This is a genomic window from Thalassotalea atypica, from assembly GCF_030295975.1.
Taxonomy (GTDB): domain Bacteria; phylum Pseudomonadota; class Gammaproteobacteria; order Enterobacterales; family Alteromonadaceae; genus Thalassotalea_F; species Thalassotalea_F atypica.
In genome coordinates this window covers 1,468,042-1,485,058 of record NZ_AP027364.1, presented here as the reverse complement: position 1 = coordinate 1,485,058, position 17,017 = coordinate 1,468,042, and the positions used below count along the sequence as shown (strand labels likewise).

The 17,017-nt window shown below is 41.5% G+C and carries 13 protein-coding genes; all 13 read right to left on the bottom strand.

The genetic code is table 11. The annotated features are described in order from the left end of the window. Positions 1-76: 76 nt before the first annotated feature. The 13 genes from QUE03_RS06885 to ispC all read right to left on the bottom strand — a co-directional run bounded on the left by QUE03_RS06885 (position 77) and on the right by ispC (position 17,017). On the bottom strand, positions 77-1,261 hold the full coding sequence (locus QUE03_RS06885) for a dicarboxylate/amino acid:cation symporter (protein ID WP_286266488.1): 1,185 nt from the start codon (positions 1,259-1,261) through the stop codon (positions 77-79). A gap of 63 nt (positions 1,262-1,324) precedes the next feature. Further along, positions 1,325-2,710: a tRNA lysidine(34) synthetase TilS gene (gene tilS, locus QUE03_RS06880; RefSeq protein ID WP_286266485.1), complete on the bottom strand. Its 1,386-nt coding sequence runs from the start codon at positions 2,708-2,710 to the stop codon at positions 1,325-1,327. Between the two features lie 46 nt (positions 2,711-2,756). Beyond that, entirely contained in the window at positions 2,757-3,713 is a 957-nt protein-coding gene (gene accA / locus QUE03_RS06875) for an acetyl-CoA carboxylase carboxyl transferase subunit alpha (protein WP_286266483.1), read from the bottom strand. A gap of 50 nt (positions 3,714-3,763) precedes the next feature. Further along, positions 3,764-7,282: a DNA polymerase III subunit alpha gene (dnaE, locus tag QUE03_RS06870; RefSeq protein ID WP_286266481.1), complete on the bottom strand. Its 3,519-nt coding sequence runs from the start codon at positions 7,280-7,282 to the stop codon at positions 3,764-3,766. Between the two features lie 17 nt (positions 7,283-7,299). Next, positions 7,300-7,920, bottom strand: a complete 621-nt coding sequence (gene rnhB / locus QUE03_RS06865; RefSeq protein WP_286266479.1) for a ribonuclease HII — start codon at positions 7,918-7,920, stop codon at positions 7,300-7,302. A 1-nt stretch (position 7,921) separates the two neighbouring features. Then, positions 7,922-9,097 (bottom strand): lipid-A-disaccharide synthase, encoded by a 1,176-nt coding sequence (gene lpxB / locus QUE03_RS06860; RefSeq protein ID WP_286266476.1) that lies wholly within the window; start codon positions 9,095-9,097, stop codon positions 7,922-7,924. 17 nt (positions 9,098-9,114) lie between these two features. Next, positions 9,115-9,885, bottom strand: coding sequence for an acyl-ACP--UDP-N-acetylglucosamine O-acyltransferase (gene lpxA / locus QUE03_RS06855; protein ID WP_286266474.1), 771 nt, complete (start codon positions 9,883-9,885; stop codon positions 9,115-9,117). A 3-nt stretch (positions 9,886-9,888) separates the two neighbouring features. After that, entirely contained in the window at positions 9,889-10,341 is a 453-nt protein-coding gene (gene fabZ / locus QUE03_RS06850; RefSeq protein WP_286266472.1) for a 3-hydroxyacyl-ACP dehydratase FabZ, read from the bottom strand. A gap of 1 nt (position 10,342) precedes the next feature. Beyond that, positions 10,343-11,374, bottom strand: coding sequence for a UDP-3-O-(3-hydroxymyristoyl)glucosamine N-acyltransferase (lpxD, locus tag QUE03_RS06845; protein WP_286266470.1), 1,032 nt, complete (start codon positions 11,372-11,374; stop codon positions 10,343-10,345). 13 nt (positions 11,375-11,387) lie between these two features. Then, positions 11,388-11,903, bottom strand: coding sequence for an OmpH/Skp family outer membrane protein (locus QUE03_RS06840; RefSeq protein WP_286266469.1), 516 nt, complete (start codon positions 11,901-11,903; stop codon positions 11,388-11,390). Between the two features lie 48 nt (positions 11,904-11,951). Further along, complete coding sequence (gene bamA / locus QUE03_RS06835) at positions 11,952-14,423, bottom strand: outer membrane protein assembly factor BamA (protein WP_286266467.1); 2,472 nt, start codon at positions 14,421-14,423, stop codon at positions 11,952-11,954. Positions 14,424-14,450: 27 nt separating this feature from the next. Further along, positions 14,451-15,806, bottom strand: coding sequence for a sigma E protease regulator RseP (gene rseP / locus QUE03_RS06830; protein WP_286266465.1), 1,356 nt, complete (start codon positions 15,804-15,806; stop codon positions 14,451-14,453). Beyond that, the gene (gene ispC, locus QUE03_RS06825) at positions 15,806-17,017 is read right to left on the bottom strand and encodes a 1-deoxy-D-xylulose-5-phosphate reductoisomerase (protein ID WP_286266462.1); all 1,212 of its coding nucleotides are present in this window, start codon (positions 17,015-17,017) and stop codon (positions 15,806-15,808) included. The genes rseP and ispC overlap by 1 nt, the downstream gene beginning before the upstream one ends.

The following is a 17,017-nucleotide window of genomic DNA, read 5'->3' as shown; positions in this document are numbered from 1 at the left end:
AAACTTTAGCGACTAAAGAATTCAAATAAAAAAAGGAGCCTATCAGACTCCTTTTCTTCACCTAAATCGAATTTATTTACGCATCTGAAGCGACAGAATCAACTGATTCGACCCCTTGCTCTCCTGCAAATTTATCGACCCACAAAGCAATAGCACCATCACCGGTGACATTGCATGCAGTACCAAAACTGTCTTGCGCCAAGTACAGGGCAATCATCAGAGCAAGTGCTTCATCGGTAAACCCTAACATACTAGCAAGTAACCCTAACGCAGACATTACCGCACCACCTGGTGCTCCTGGTGCTGCAATCATCGTCACACCTAACATGAAAATAAAACCTAACATGCCAGCTAAGCCAGGAAGTGCTAGATCAGGAGTTAATAACATAACTGCCGACGCACAAGTCACAATCGTAATTGTTGAACCACTTAAATGAATGGACGCACACAAAGGTACGGTAAAGTTAGCTACACCATCACGTACCTTATTAGATTTTGTAGCCTTTAGGGATACAGGGATAGTCGCGGCACTTGACATTGTACCCAACGCTGTAAAATAGGCAGGTAACATATTTTTTAATAATGTCGCCGGCGACTTACCCAAAACAACACCACTACCAACGTATAAAACCGTGATCCAAACCCAATGAAGGATCAAGGCAAGAATAAGTACAACACCAAAGGTCTTCAAGGTTGAAAATACCGTGCCTTCAACCGTCATTTCAGCAAATACACCTGCGATATAAAATGGTAACGCAGGTATGATGACTTTACTGAGTAACACTTCAACAATATCTTTGGCTTCATTAATGCCCGCACGAAGTTTAGTTGCATTAATCGCACTGATACCAATCCCCAAAATAAATGCTAACGCAAGCGCACTCATCACTTCCAACGCTGGCGGTATCGATAACTCGATAAAACCTTTGAGTTTTTCACCTTCAGAAACAGCTTGAATTTCATTGCCGCCAATTAATCCCGGCAATATGTTGCTTGCAATGATAAAAGCAAGGGTACCTGCAATTACAGTTGAACCGTACGCTAGCCCAACAGTTTTTCCTAACAGTGAGCCAGAGCCTTGCGGTAGCGATGCGATGCCACTAGCAATATAAAATAAGATGATCAATGGGATGGTAAACTTTATAAGTTGACCGATCACTGTCTGTACCGTTAATAATAACTGTATCATGAGATCAGGCATATAAAGCCCAAAAATTATACCGGTAACAATACCGGCAATCAGTTTAAGTACCAAATTCATAGCAACTCCAGGTAATGAGATTATTGTAATTATTCTTAAAATTAGACAAGCATTCTAACGCGTTTAATCAGCGTTAAGCCAGTATATGTAAAATGCTTTTTGCTTTTCTTGTGGCAAAAAGCTCTGACAGATGAATTGATCTACAACCGCAGCGAGTTCACCATCAATATAAATTAGTGGTGTTCTTTTACGTAGCCAAACTGGCATATTTAATTCTTGAAGTATCTTTTTCAACGGGCGGCGATGTTGCCGGTACGAAGGCAATACAAATGGGTTCTCGTGCTTAAAGGCGACAAGTAGCATTTTATCTTCTGTAGAAATTTTTACTTTTTGTACCGATTTAATCCGTGACTTCTCTATCAATAATTCTTCGTCTGATGCACTCGCCACTATCTCGCCTAGACCGTCTGGTAGTATTACCGAAAGCAATTGACCTTGCTTCAAAAGGTCTGCAAGCTGTACCTCAACAGAGAACTCAGAGACATCTTCAAAGGCTGTCGTTAAAAAGAGTTGATCCTTAAAACGCCTCAACCAATGATCGCCAACTTTAACTTGTGGTTTTTTATCGGCTTGAGCATTGATCTGAACAGCAACTTCCGCTAGCTGCACCGTACTTGGCATTTGTACGCCATGTTTCATTAAAAAATAACGAATTAGATTATTAAAGCGAGCTGTTGATAGTTGTAGCATAGACGGTATGAGCAGTGCACTACCATCACTGTTTTCACATTGCGTCAAGTCGAGCAACGCCATATCATCCAATAATGATTGCGTTTGTTGGCAATGCTCGGCGCTTCGGTTAATCGTGTCGACAATGCCAGGCCAACGCTCTTTCAAACGAGGCATGATATCTTGACGAATAAAGTTGCGATCAAAAACGGTATCTAGGTTCGACTCATCCTCAACCCACCGAAGCTGATAGTTATCCGCATATTGTTGCAACTCAGCACGTGTAAAAGACAGTAACGGCCTTGCTAACACATGTTGTTCAAGTGATGAAATTAGTGACATTGCGCCTAAACCTTTCACCCCTGCCCCGCGTTTTAGCGCTAACAGAAATGTTTCCGCCTGATCATCTTTATGATGGCCTGTTAGTATCAACATAGGAGCTGAGCTGATCGAGCAAATCGCCTTATAACGTGCCTCTCTCGCTTGTGCCTCAAGGCTTTCCTTACTGCTTTTATCTAAGGTGACTTTAAGAGGTTTAAATGACACCTTTTTAAACTGGCACTGACTTTTTGCGAACTCACTCCAGTCCTGTGCAAACTCGCTCAACCCATGGTTAACATGGCACACATATATGGTGTTTGGGAAGCTGTGTTCTGTTTTGAGTTTACAGACAACATCAAGCAGTACTTGCGAATCAAGGCCGCCGCTATATGCAACAGCTATTGGAAGCGTAGGATACTCTGCAATGATATTTAGAATTGATGAGTTTAATTTAGACATGAAGCGGTTGGTATAAAAAAGCGGCTTGAAAGCCGCTTATTCACTATTAGCAGTAGCCAAATGACATTAAACGATCATAGCGTTTTTCAATCAACTGCTCTTCACTTAAACCATCAAGTTCATTTAAGTTAGCTTTAATAGCCTGTTTCAGCGTAGCCGCCATTTGATCCATATCTCGATGTGCTCCACCAAGAGGTTCGTCAATGACATTATCGATAAGATCTAGCTCTTTAATACGATTGGCAGTGATCCCCATTGCTTCTGCGGCAGTTGAAGCTTTCTCAGCCGTTTTCCATAAAATTGAAGCGCAACCCTCTGGAGAAATAACTGAGTACGTTGAATATTGAAGCATATTAACGCGATCACCAACACCTATAGCTAATGCACCACCTGAGCCACCTTCACCAATTACCGTACAAATAATTGGCACCGTTAATCGAGCCATCACTTTTAAGTTGCGCGCGATGGCTTCACTTTGACCACGTTCTTCTGCGCCAATACCTGGGTAGGCACCTGGCGTATCAATGAAGGTAATGATAGGCATGTTAAAACGCTCAGCCATTTCCATTAAACGTAACGCTTTGCGATATCCCTCAGGACGAGGCATACCAAAGTTACGTTTAACTTTTTCGGTCGTTGAACGACCTTTTTGGTGGCCAATGATCATAACGGGTTGACCGTCTAAGCGTGCCGTTCCACCAACTATGGCTTTGTCATCTGCATAGGCGCGATCGCCAGCAAGCTCATCAAATTCAGTAAAAACGCGCGAAATATAATCTAATGTATATGGACGTTGTGGATGACGAGCGACACGTGCCGTCTGCCAAGGATCCAGTCCAGCATAAATTTTCTTAGTTTGTTCTTTGTTCTTTTCACGCAGTTGGTTAATTTGCTCTTCAAGGTCTAAATCTAAATCCTGACCGCTATTAACTAATTGCAGCTCTTCTATTTTGGCTTCAAGCTCCGCAATTGGTTGCTCAAAGTCTAAAAAATTTAATGACATATGTGTATATTTACCTATGCTTATTTCTCAGCTTAACTAGCTGATTCTTATTAATTAAATTGTAAGGCAACGTTCTCGTCACCTAGTAAATTCTTTAAGTCGTACAGTAACATGTCACCTGGGGTGACTCGCCACTGAACGCCAAGTTGCAGCATACCCTCAGCTTCTTCTCGCTGATAGAATACCCGCACTGGACAGGTTCCGTCTTTATAAGGAGACAGAGTCTGTGTAAATTCATCTATAAAATCTGTCTTAATCGCAGATTTATCTACGCATAAATCCAATGATTTTACATAGTTTTCTCGAGCATCAGCAATCGTCATGATATCTCGGCCCGTCATTGTATATCCACCGGAGTAATCATCAAAGCTGACCTGTCCGCTACACACTAATATTGCATCGTTTACGAGCAATTCCTGAAAGGTTTCATAGTCATCAGGAAACAAGCGAACGTCCATTCTAGCGCTTCTATCATCTAAAGTAACTAACGCCCAACGTTTGCCTCGTTTATTCACTAATACTCGAACGCCAAGTACTAGACCTACAACCGTAGCGGACTTGTCTTTTCCTGTCGGCTGAACACCAACAATACGGCTTGACGCGTAATGTTTAATTTCTTTTAAGTAGCGATTTATCGGGTGGCCCGTTAAATATAGGCCTAAGGTTTCTTTCTCTCCGTCTAGCCATTGTTGTTCGGGCCATTTAGGTACATCTTTGAACGCTTGTCTTGTATCTTCTGGCTCTTCATTAATCAAACCAAACAAATCATCTTGCCCTAACGCTTGCGCTTTAGCATGTTGCTCAGCCGCTTTGATTGCTTCCGGCAAAGTCTCAAATAATGCCGCGCGATGAGGAGCTCCCTTTTCAAGTTTTGGCCCTAATGCATCCATTGCCCCCGATTTAATTAGGCGCTCTAGTACTCGTTTGTTAGTTTTCTTTAAATCTAGTCGCGCACAAAAATCAAACAAATCAACGAAAGGGCCACCTTCCTTACGTGCTTTAATAATCGCTTCTATTGGCCCCTCACCGACCCCTTTTACCGCGCCGATGCCATAGACAATTTGATCTTCTTCATTAACAGTAAATTTGTACTGTCCTGAATTGACATCAGGCGGTAACAAGGTCAACCCCATGTTTTGGCATTCATCAACGAGAGTAACAATTTTTTCGGTGTTATCCATATCCGCCGACATAACCGCCGCCATAAATGGCTCAGGGTGGTGTGCTTTCATCCATAAGGTTTGATATGAAACCAATGCATAAGCTGCCGAGTGAGATTTATTAAACCCGTAACCAGCAAATTTTTCTACCAAGTCGAAAATTTTCATCGACAACTCGCCATCGACGCCGTTATCGATAGAGCCTTGCTCAAAGGTAGAACGCTGTTTAGCCATTTCTTCAGGCTTTTTCTTACCCATGGCACGACGCAACATATCCGCCCCACCTAAGGTATAGCCTGCCAAGACCTGAGCAATCTGCATTACTTGTTCTTGATACAAGATAATGCCGTAAGTAGGCTCAAGAATAGGCTTTAGAGATTCGTGCTGCCATTTTTCATCTGGGTACGAAACCGCCTCACGGCCATGCTTACGTTCAATGAAGTTATCAACCATGCCTGAATCAAGAGGGCCGGGTCTAAAGAGTGCCACAAGAGCGATTATATCTTCAAAACAATCTGGCTTTAGCTTTTCTATCAATGACTTCATGCCAGAAGATTCAAGCTGGAATACCGCCGTTGTTTGTGATGCAAGCAACATATCAAACGACTTTTTATCTGCTAAGGGAATAGCCGCGATATCTATCGGCTCTTTACCTTGCTTTAATAACTTTACATCGGCCATTTCAATGGCCCATTGCAGAATCGTTAACGTACGTAAACCTAGAAAGTCAAATTTAACTAAGCCAGCATCTTCAACGTCATTCTTGTCAAATTGGGTAACCGGATTATTACCTTCTTCATCACAATAAAGAGGTGCAAAATCCGTTATGGTGGTAGGTGAAATAACTACGCCACCCGCATGTTTACCGGCGTTCCTAGTGGTACCTTCAAGAATTCGGCACATATCGATAAGATCTTTTACTTCGCTGTCTTGTGCATAAATCTCAGGAAGTTTAGGCTCTTCTTCAAATGCTTTAGCTAACGTCATGCCAGGTGTTGGCGGTATCAACTTAGAAATACGATCAACAAAACCATACGGGTGACCCAATACCCGCCCTACATCCCGTATTACAGCCTTTGCAGCCATAGTACCGAACGTAATAATCTGTGATACGGCATCACGTCCATATAATTCTGCGGTATGATCAATTACTTCGTCTCGTCGATCCATACAGAAATCGACGTCGAAATCAGGCATTGAAACACGTTCAGGGTTTAAGAATCGTTCGAAAAGCAAGTCGTATTCAAGTGGATCTAAGTCAGTAATTTTTTGTGCATAAGCGACAAGCGAACCAGCACCGGATCCTCGGCCTGGCCCAACTGGAATATTATTATCTTTACTCCACTGGATAAATTCCATTACGATCAAGAAGTAACCTGGGAATCCCATATTGTTTATTACTTCTAACTCAATTGCTAAGCGTTCATCGTAAGGTTTACGTTTTTCCTCAAAGTCTGGCGCGTCTTTGTCAAATAAGAACTCTAAACGTTCTTGCAAGCCTTCTTCAGATACTTTAACCAGAAAGTCTTCGATTGATAAACCTTCGGTAGGAAAGTCTGGTAAAACGTACTCACCTAGCGTGACTGTCACATTGCATCGTTTTGCAATCTCAACACTATTCGATAACGCTTCAGGGATATCAGCAAAAAGCTCAAGCATTTCTTCTTCTGAGCGCAAGTATTGTTGGTTTGAATAACGTTTTGGTCGGCGCTTGTCGTCGAGAGTAAAGCCATCATGAATGGCAACACGAATTTCATGGGCATCAAAGTCTTCAGGAGTTAAAAAAACTACTTCATTGGTTGCGACGACAGGTAACTGGCACTGCGCTGCTAACTCTACTGCTAGATGTAAATAGTTTTCCTCGTCTTGTCGACCCGTACGTACCAATTCAAGGTAATACCGCTCTGGAAATACCTCCTGATAAAAAGCGAGCATCTGAGTGACTAACTCATGATTACCTTTTAACAAAGCTTTACCGACATCGCCTTCACGGGCGCCGGATAATAAGATCAGCCCTTGAGCATGCTCAACAAGCCATGTTTTATCTAAAACCGCTTTATTTTGAATATGCCCACGTAAATAAGCCTTTGAGATAAGCTCTGTCAGGTTTTTATAACCTGCGTTATCTGATGCAATAATAGTCAGGCGAAATAATTCATCTTCTAATTCGTCACTTTGTACCCAAAAATCAGTGCCTATAATAGGTTTAATACCTGCACCATGCGCTGCATGATAGTATTTAACTAGACCACATAAATTCGTTTGATCAGTCAGCGCTATCGCCGGCATTTTAAAATCAGCCGCCTTAGCAATAATCTGCTTAACTTTATTAAGCCCATCACACATTGAAAAGTCACTATGGACACGCAAATGAACAAAAGAAGGTACTACAGTTGTTGTCTCAGTCATAGGAAGTTAAATTTCGCTTAACGTGATGTGGAATTGGCAATAACATTGGCAACTGGTTTAAATGACTTACGATAGCAGTCTAAAACACCAAATTCTTTAATTTTTTCTAAATGTAGCTTCGTTGGGTAGCCTTTATGTTTCGCAAATCCGTATTCTGGGTGCAATGCATCGAGTGCAATCATTTCTTCGTCTCGTGCAACTTTCGCCAAAATTGAGGCGGCGCTTATTTCTACTACACGATCATCACCTTTAACAACCGCTTGGGCAGTAATACCGAATTCAGGGCTACGATTACCATCAACCAGTACATAATCAGGCGTCACTTGTAAGTCAGCAACCGCTCGTTGCATAGCTAACATAGTGGCATGCAAAATATTAATGGTATCAATTTCTTCCGGTGTGGCGCGCCCAACAGCCCAAGCGACAGCTTTTTCTTTGATTTCTTCAGCAAGTAATTTACGCTTCTTCTCAGACAGTTTTTTCGAATCCATTAACCCTTCAATTGGGTTGTCTAAATCTAAAATAACTGCAGCAGTAACAACGTCTCCAACCAATGGACCACGACCGACTTCGTCAACTCCTGCGATACTGTAGGCCACTGGATATTCAAAAGGTGGCAATTTCTTCTTAACTACCATTTCAAACATGTCCTTGATTAATTAATTCGATAACCGCTTTCGCTGCTTGTTCACTGGCATTTTGCTTTAGCTGACGGTGAATATCGGTAAACGCCTCATTCAGTGCACTTTGGTCTTGATATAAGCGTTCTTTTATTAACGGGACAATGTTATCGACCGTCACTTCTCTTTGTAAAAGCTCTGGCACCAATGCTCTGTTAACCATTAAGTTAGGCAGCGAAAAATACTTAAGTTTCACCATAAGCTTGCCCAATAAGTAGGTCAACCAATTAAAAGAATAAGTGATCACCATGGGGCGCTTGATCAGTGCCGCTTCCAATGTCACTGTTCCTGAAGCTGTCAATAAACAATCGCTTGCAGCCATTACGGTCTGGGTTTGATTAATGAATACGGTTAAAGGTATTTCTGGAGCAAACTGTTGATGAAGAGCACGAAACTGCTGAGCTCGATGTTCGGTTATCATTGGGACGACAAACGTCAACGATGGATCCTCAGCGAGCAACACTTTAGCGGACGCTAAAAATGGCTCAACCAAACGCGATAATTCCCCCCCACGACTGCCTGGCATTAACGCCAATATTTTTTTGCAGTTATTTAGCCCTAACTCTGCTCGAGCTTGTGCCTTGTCTGATACCAAAGGAATATCGTCAGCAAGTGTATGACCGACGAACTTACAAGGTACATTATGTTTGTCGTAAAACGCCTTTTCAAACGGTAATAAACTCAACACTAAATTTGTTGCACCGGCAATCTTAAATACTCGCTTCTCACGCCATGCCCACACTGATGGGCTGACATAATGAACGGTTTTAATCCCATGATGTTTTAATTTCGCTTCTAAATTAATATTGAAATCAGGGGCGTCAATTCCGATAAAAACTTCAGGTTTGTTTACAGAAAAGTATTCAACTAACGACTTACGAACGAAAAGTAGACGTCTGATACGACCTAAAACTTCAACAATGCCCATGACAGAAAGCTCTTCCATCGCGAATAAGCTTTCAAAGCCGAGGGCTTGCATTTTAGGACCGCCAATACCAACAAATTTAGCATCAGGGTAAACATTGATAATAGCCTGCATTAAGCCAGCGCCTAACGTATCTCCAGAGTGTTCACCAACGACAATGGCGAACACTTTCGGCGATGAAGAATGGTTTTCTTTTATTGTATTTGTCACAAAAAACAGATCACTTATTAACGAACAATACCGCGACTTGAAGATTCAATAAAATCAGCAAAAGCTGCTATTTCTGGCGTTTCTTCAACCATTTCTCGCAATTTAACAAGTGCTTGCTCAACATTAAGCCCTTGACGGTAGACCAATTTGTAAGCTCGCTTTAACGCCAGTATGGTTTGTTTTTCAAAGCCGCGACGCTTCATCCCTTCAGTGTTCAAACCAAAAGGTTTTGCACTTTGACCAGACGCCATGACAAAAGGAGGTACATCCTTTACTAATAACGTATTAGCCGCAATAAAGCTATGCGCGCCAATATGGCAAAATTGATGCACCCCAACCATGCCGCCTAAAATTGCAAAATCACCAACATGTACATGGCCTGCAATAGAAGCATTATTGGCTAAAATACAGTTATTTCCCACAACACAATCATGTGCAACGTGGGTGTAAGCCATAAACAAGTTGTTTGAGCCAATTTGGGTCAAACTGTTATCTTGAATCGTTCCGCGATGAACCGTACAAGACTCACGAAAGGTATTATTGTCTCCAATAATTAGTTGAGTGGGCTCATTATCGTATTTTAAGTCTTGGCATTCTTCACCAATGGAAGCAAATTGAAAAATTCTATTGCCTTTACCCATTTTCGTTGGCCCTTTGACCACAACATGAGAACTTATCTCACAGTCATCGCCAATAACAACATCGTTACCAATGTATGTCCATGGGCCAATGGTGACATTTTTGCCTATTTGAGCACCTGGCTCGATTATCGCTTGTTCATGGATCACAATTTATAGCTCTCGTCTTGCACACATCAAGTCGGCAGTGCACACAACCTTGCCTTCAACTTTCGCTTCACAACTGAACTTCCACATCCCTCGGCGTTCTTTCACAAACTCAACATGTAGGTGTAGAGTATCTCCCGGTACTACCGGCTTTTTAAATTTCGCATTATCAATAGAAGCAAACAAATATAACTCTTTACCTGCTTTGTCTTGGTGGGTTTTAAATCCCAACACGCCTGTAGCTTGTGCCATGGCTTCAAGGATCATCACTCCTGGGAATATAGCATTGCCTGGAAAATGCCCAGTAAAAATAGGCTCGTTAAACGTGACGTTCTTGATAGCATGTAGCCACTTTCCTGGTTCATAATCCAAAACACGATCAACCAGTAGCATTGGATAGCGATGCGGGATTAGTTCTTGAATTTCTTCAACCGTAATGACTTTTTTTTCAGCGTCCAAATTAAGTGTCCTTTTTTAAAGCTGATAATTCAGATTCTAGCGCAGCAATACGTTTTGTTGTTGCGTCTAACTTTCGAAAACGAGCATTCATTTTTGCCCATTCTTTATTGGGTTGTGCAGGTATGCCAGAGGAATATACACCAGGCTCTTTAATCGCCTTAGTTACCATAGTCATACCAGTAAAGTGGCAACCGTCCGCAATGCTAATATGGCCATTAATACCTACCATGCCAGCGATCACACAGTTGTTGCCTATAGTCGTACTACCGGCAACAACGGTACAACCAGCAATAGCAGTGTTCTCACCAATGACGACGTTATGGGCAATTTGTATTTGGTTATCTAAAATAACACCATTACCAATGACGGTATTTTCTAAGGCGCCACGATCGATTGTAGTACTTGCGCCAATTTCTACTTTGTCACCGATAATCACGGTGCCAAGTTGTGGGATTTTTTGCCATTGACCTTGAGCGTTAGCGTAACCGAAACCATCAGAGCCAATCACGGTATTGGCTTGAACCAAACAATGCTGCCCAAGTTCTACGCGATGATAAACACTTACATTTGCCCAAAGTTTAGTTGCTCGGCCGATTTTAGCCTCTTGACCAATAAAGCACCCTGCACCAATACAGGCATCATCTGCAATTATAGCACCATCTTCTACAACCGTATTTGCGCCAATTGAGACGTTTGAACCTAATGTTGCATTTGCCGATATAACGGCGGATGGGTGAATATTACTGGCAGGAGCTGGCGTTGAATCAAGTAGCTGTGCCACCATCGCATAACCTAAGTAAGGGTTTTGCATCACTAATGCATTGGTCGGACATTCCGCCACGCAATCCTCGGATAAAATAACGGCAGCGGCCGAAGTACCTGCTAATTGCGATTTGTATTTACTGTTGGCCAAAAAAGCAATTTGATTATTTTTTGCACCTGCTAAAGTAGCAAGACTGCTAACAGTGATCTTTTCATCACCATTAACAGTCGCGCCTATCTGCTGTGCAAGTTCAGCTAGAGTGTATTTCATATTGAAAATTACATTAGTTAAGTTTACTTACTTGCTCTACCACTTTGTCAGTAATGCTTGATTCAGGCTTTGAAAAAACCACAGCCTTTTGCTCAAGTACTAAGTCGTAGTTTTCACTTGCAGCGATATTATCGATCGCTTGTTTAACGAGCGCTAAGATCTTATTCGTTTCTTCGTTTTGACGTTGACCTGTCGCTTGTTGGAATACTTTACCTTTAGCTTGGTATTCCTGAAATTTAGTAGCAATTTGCTTATCTAAATCTTCTTTTTCTTTTGCTGTCATCAATGAACCATCACGCTTTTTCTTTTCTTGAAAGTACTTTATGTCTTTTTCAAGTTGCGTTAAAGCGGCTTTGTCATCTTTAAATTCAGCTTCAAGTTGTTGCATAATTGCGGCAGTTTGAGGAATTTTCCCCATGATTTCTTGGAAATTCACTACAGCAATTTTTTGTGCTGCCATTGCTGATGTCGCTAATAACATGCTTGATGCTACTGTAGTAACCGCTAAGGTTTTCATGAACTTTTTCAACTTTTTCTCCTAATAATTATATTTTTTACAGAGCACGCCCTGATATCGTTAAAATGTTTTACCGATGTTAAAACTAAAGAAGCTAGTGTCATCGCCATCTTCTTTCTTCAATGCTTTTGCAAAGCTAAAAATCATCGGTCCCATCGGGGATAGCCACTGTACAGACAAACCTGCAGAGCTACGGTAAGTGCCAGGGTCTGAGTAATCATCTATTTTTGCAAACTCATTCTCTGCCAAATCTCGATAATCATCAAGATCAAATTCAGTGTCCCAAACGTTACCAGCATCAATAAAGAAACTAGAACGGACACTATTGCTATAACCCTCATCTAAAAATGGAGTTGGAACAATTAATTCTAACCCAGCCAAGACAATTGCATTACCACCAACAGAGCGTGTGGAAATATCAATAAAGTCATGATCAGGTCCTAAACAACAGCCGCCATCGTCGCCAACCGGATCAGGCGTGCCCGGAACGGATGTTGGAAAACGATAAATCGCTCGAGGACCTACAATGTTGGTCTCAAAACCACGTAGTGAGTCTGAGCCACCTGCGCGGAAGTTTTCCCAAAATGGTAAGGTTTGATCGTTACCGTTAACAGTACTATAACCGTTAGCGTAACCTGCTTCAAAACGCGTTAATACGCTCCACTTTTGATTTCTTGTCAGTGGGAAGTACCACTTAGTATCAAGCTTCATTTTGAAGTAGTTAACGTCAGAATTTGGCGTTGTCATTTTGTAGGTTAGACTTTGCTGCGAACCGGCCGTTGGGAACGTACCACGGTTTAATGTTACGCGCGAAATAGATGCCGACAAATCAAAGCTTTCAAAATTCAATGCGGCATCAGGATCGTTGGGATCTGAATAAATGTCGTAGAATTGCTGAATTTGCTCATAGGTTTCTAATCGGGTAATACCGTTGTGCTTATAACCTAAGCCAAAGTTTAATCTTACGTATTCATTAATCGGGAAACCAATATTTAACCCAACACCGTAAGTTTTGTTGTTATATTCAACCAAGTTTGCATCACCTGCATCAAACTCGTTGTAATACACAGTTCCGCCAAGTGACACCCCATCTACGGTAAAATATGGGTCTGTATATGAAACACTTACTGAACGAGAGTAAGAGACGGTATTTATATTAAACGCTAAACGGTTACCTGTACCTAAAAAGTTATTTTGCTGAACACCCGCGTTTAGGCTCAACTTTGTTTGTGAGCCGTAACCGATACCCGCAGTAAACGAGCCGGATGGCTGTTCTTTAACGTCGAAATTAACGTCAACTAGATCATCTTCACCCGGTAATTGGTTCGTTTCAAATTCAACGGTTTCAATGTAAGGCAGTCTTGCTAAACGCGCCTTTGAGACTTCAACCAAGCTATTTGAAAGCCAAGCGCCTTCCATCTGACGCATTTCACGACGTAATACGCGATCAGCGGTAACATGGTTACCTTCAAAATTCACGCGGTTAACGTAAATACGCTTGCCTGGGTCAACAGAAATGGTAAGTTTTACCGTTTTGTCTTCGTCATTAATATCAGGAATGGTGGTCACTTTCGGGTAAGCATAACCAAAACGACCTAGGAATTTACTGATCGCTTCTTCTGTGTACGTGACTTCTGCACCATTATAAAGTTTATCTGCTGACAATGGGTTAATCGCACGAATAGATTTTTCAAAGCCTGCCATATCACCGACAAAATCCACTTCACTGACCGTATATTGCTCGCCTTCTGTGATGTTTAGCGCAATGTATACGCCTTCTTTGTTAGGCGTCATGGAGACTTGAGTCGAGTCCATTTTGAAACGCAAATAACCTTTATCCAAATAAAAGCTTTCTATCGTTTCCATATCTCCTTGCAAGGTTTGTTTTTGATAGCGATCTTGCGCCATAAAATCCCACCAAGGCGAATCATAAGTTAACTCAATCCGTTCTAGCACTTCTTCGTCGGTAAATATTTCATTACCTACTAAGTTAATTTGTTGTATTGCAGCAGCATCACCTTCATCGAATTTGAACTTCAAATCAACACGATTACGAGGTAAATGTGCCACTTCTGCTGTGACATTGGCATTATATTTACCAACACTATGATAAAAGTCTTCCAAGCCCATTTCTATGCCAGAAAGCACGGTTCTATCTAATGTTTCACCGACACGAATATCACTGCTATCGAGGCTTTCCGTCAGTTGCTCATCTTTAAGGTCACTGTTCCCCTCAAAGGTAATTTCGCTGATAGTTTCACGCTCTTTTACTCTAAAAACGATTCGTTGACCGTCTCTAAATACCTGTATGTCATTGAAGTGACCTGACTTATACAGGGACTTGATTGACTGTGAAATACGGAATTCATTCAAAGTATCGCCAATATTAAAAGGAATATGCGTTAATGCTGCACCTAGTGCTACACGCTGCAATCCTCTGATTTGTATATCTTCTACTTGAAAGTCTTCCGCTTGGGCAGAAGTGCCTATGGCACCCATTAAGACTGCTAAGGCTATTTTTTTAATCATCATAAATGTAACTTTATTTACTTCTTTTTATTAAAGTCGGGATAAATCATTGAAGATTGCGATACTCATTAGCCCCAATAAGGCCAAAGCACCGAACCTAAATCCTAACTCTTGTATTTTTTCTGGTACAGGCTTACCGGTTAAAAGCTCTATAAGGTAATAGAGTATGTGTCCGCCATCAAGTACTGGTAGAGGTAAAAGGTTAATTATTCCTAAATTAATGCTAATTAATGCTAAAAAGCCTAAAAAATAAACTAAACCATACCCTGCACTGTTCCCAGCACCTTGAGCTATTGAAATAGGACCACTTAAATTCTTAACCGATACATCACCTGTGATCAGCTTCCCTATCATATCAAAACTTAAAACAACTAAGTTCCAAGTACGTTTTATACTCTCCGAAATACTACCGATAACACCGTAACTTAATTCAATTTGATATGAATCAGGCCAAGGTGCAAACGTCGGTGATATGCCTAAATAGCCGACAACCTCATTATTGATATTGCGTTGACCGGGTGTAACCGTCAGCTCTTGTTCAACTTTATCTCGAATTATACCTATGTTGATCGCTTGATTTGGAAATTCTTTAATTTTCGCTGAAAAACTCGCCCAATCATTGGCAGTGTTATATTCCCCGATATAGACCAGTTCATCACCAACTTGCAAACCTGAAGTTGCTGCTGGGCTATTTTTTTCAACCCGAGCAATAACGCTAGTCACTTTTGGTGAAAAGGGCACAATACCAAGACTCTCAAGCGATGAAATTTTTTCAGGCTCAAATTGCCAATCAGTTGTATTTAATTGATAACTTTTTACAAATTGGCTGTCAGGTAACTTTAACTTCACCTTGATTTCATCATGACCAATTTTACCGATTAACGCCATGTTCACGTCTTGCCAGTCTCTTACATCGAGGCCAGCGACTTCAACAAATTCAGCATTAGTTGGAAGCTCAGCAACAGCAGCAATCGAGCCTGACTTTATATCTCCAATAACTGGCTTAATACTTGGTACACCAATAAGAAACATTAGATAAAAGGCTACAATTGCAAAGGCAAAATTTGCGAGTGGGCCTGCTGCAATAATAGCTAAGCGCTGATAAACACTCTTAACGTTAAAGGTTTTATCTTTATCGCATTCAGCAACATCATCAACTCGCTCATCGAGCATTTTGACGTAACCGCCTAAAGGAATTAGCGCAAGTACAAACTCTGTCCCTAATTTATCTTTTTTCCGCCAAATAGGCGTACCAAAGCCGACCGAGAATCGTTCTACTTTCACTCCGTTTTTACGAGCTACCCAAAAATGACCATATTCATGTACAGTAATTAGTATACCCAAGGCAACAATAAATGAGCCTAAGTTCCACAGCATATCTAACACTACACATTTACCTCATATTCATCGAGTAACTGTTTCACAAAACACCTTACCTTTTTGTCCAACACAAGGACATCATCAATATTGCCCACCTTTTCTGAGACAAATTTATTCACAGAAGTTTCATTTATTTTGCAAATATCAGTAAATTTAAGCTGTTTGTTCAAAAAAGCATCTACGGCTATCTCATTTGCGGCATTCAACGCCGTGCAAGCCGCTTGTCCCAATTTACATGCTCTGATGGCTAATTCAAGATTAGGATAACGTTTAAAATCGACTGCTTGAAATTCAAACGAGGGGGTTGAAAAGAAATCTAATGGCGCCACACCTGCATCGATACGTTCAGGGTAGGCCAAGGCATGAGCAATTGGTGTACGCATATCTGGGTTACCCATTTGGGCAATCACTGAGCCATCCTTGTACTGTACCATTGAGTGAATTGTACTTTGCGGGTGCAGCACGACTTGAATTTGCTCAGGCTCTATATTGAATAACCATTTGGCTTCAATAAACTCTAAACCTTTATTCATCATGGTGGCAGAATCGACCGATATTTTTCTACCCATATCCCAATTAGGGTGTTTGCATGCTTGCTCTGGCGTGACAGAAGAAAGCTCTTCAATAGCTTTTGTTCTAAACGGGCCGCCCGAGCCCGTTAAAAGCACTTTACTAACACCATTATCTTTAAGCTGGCAAAATCCTACCTGTTGTTGTTCAACGTCCGGTAAGCACTGAAAAATAGCATTATGCTCACTATCAATTGGAAGCAATTCAGCGCCAGATGCTTTAACCGCATCAAGGAATATTTGACCTGATGTCACTAACGCTTCTTTATTCGCTAAGAGAACGCGTTTACCAGCATTAACAGCGGCGAGCGTAGGCATTAAGCCAGAAGCACCTACAATAGCAGCCATGACCGTATCGGTATGACTTGAAGCTGCAATATCGATCAGTGCCTGTTCACCACTTTTGACATCGATGGATGCTAAACCTGATCGCGATAACTTTATCGCCAATTGATTGGCAGCCTTAGCACACGCCATGACGGCCACTTTCGGCAAAAACTGCTGACACATGCTGTAGAGTTTATCTACATTTGTATTTGCACTTAAAGCGACGACATTGAATAAGTCTGGATGACGGCTAACGACATCCAACGTACTTTCACCGATAGAGCCTGTTGCTCCAAGAATACATAATTGGCGTTGTTTCAT

Bases quoted from the DNA above. Each gene is read 5' to 3' on its own strand.
- QUE03_RS06885 (WP_286266488.1), bottom strand. From the start codon at position 1,261: ATGAATTTGGTACTTAAACTGATTGCCGGTATTGTTACCGGTATAATT.
- tilS (WP_286266485.1), bottom strand. From the start codon at position 2,710: ATGTCTAAATTAAACTCATCAATTCTAAATATCATTGCAGAGTATCCT.
- accA (WP_286266483.1), bottom strand. From the start codon at position 3,713: ATGTCATTAAATTTTTTAGACTTTGAGCAACCAATTGCGGAGCTTGAA.
- dnaE (WP_286266481.1), bottom strand. From the start codon at position 7,282: ATGACTGAGACAACAACTGTAGTACCTTCTTTTGTTCATTTGCGTGTC.
- rnhB (WP_286266479.1), bottom strand. From the start codon at position 7,920: ATGGTAGTTAAGAAGAAATTGCCACCTTTTGAATATCCAGTGGCCTAC.
- lpxD (WP_286266470.1), bottom strand. From the start codon at position 11,374: ATGAAATACACTCTAGCTGAACTTGCACAGCAGATAGGCGCGACTGTT.
- bamA (WP_286266467.1), bottom strand. From the start codon at position 14,423: ATGATGATTAAAAAAATAGCCTTAGCAGTCTTAATGGGTGCCATAGGC.
- ispC (WP_286266462.1), bottom strand. From the start codon at position 17,017: ATGAAACAACGCCAATTATGTATTCTTGGAGCAACAGGCTCTATCGGT.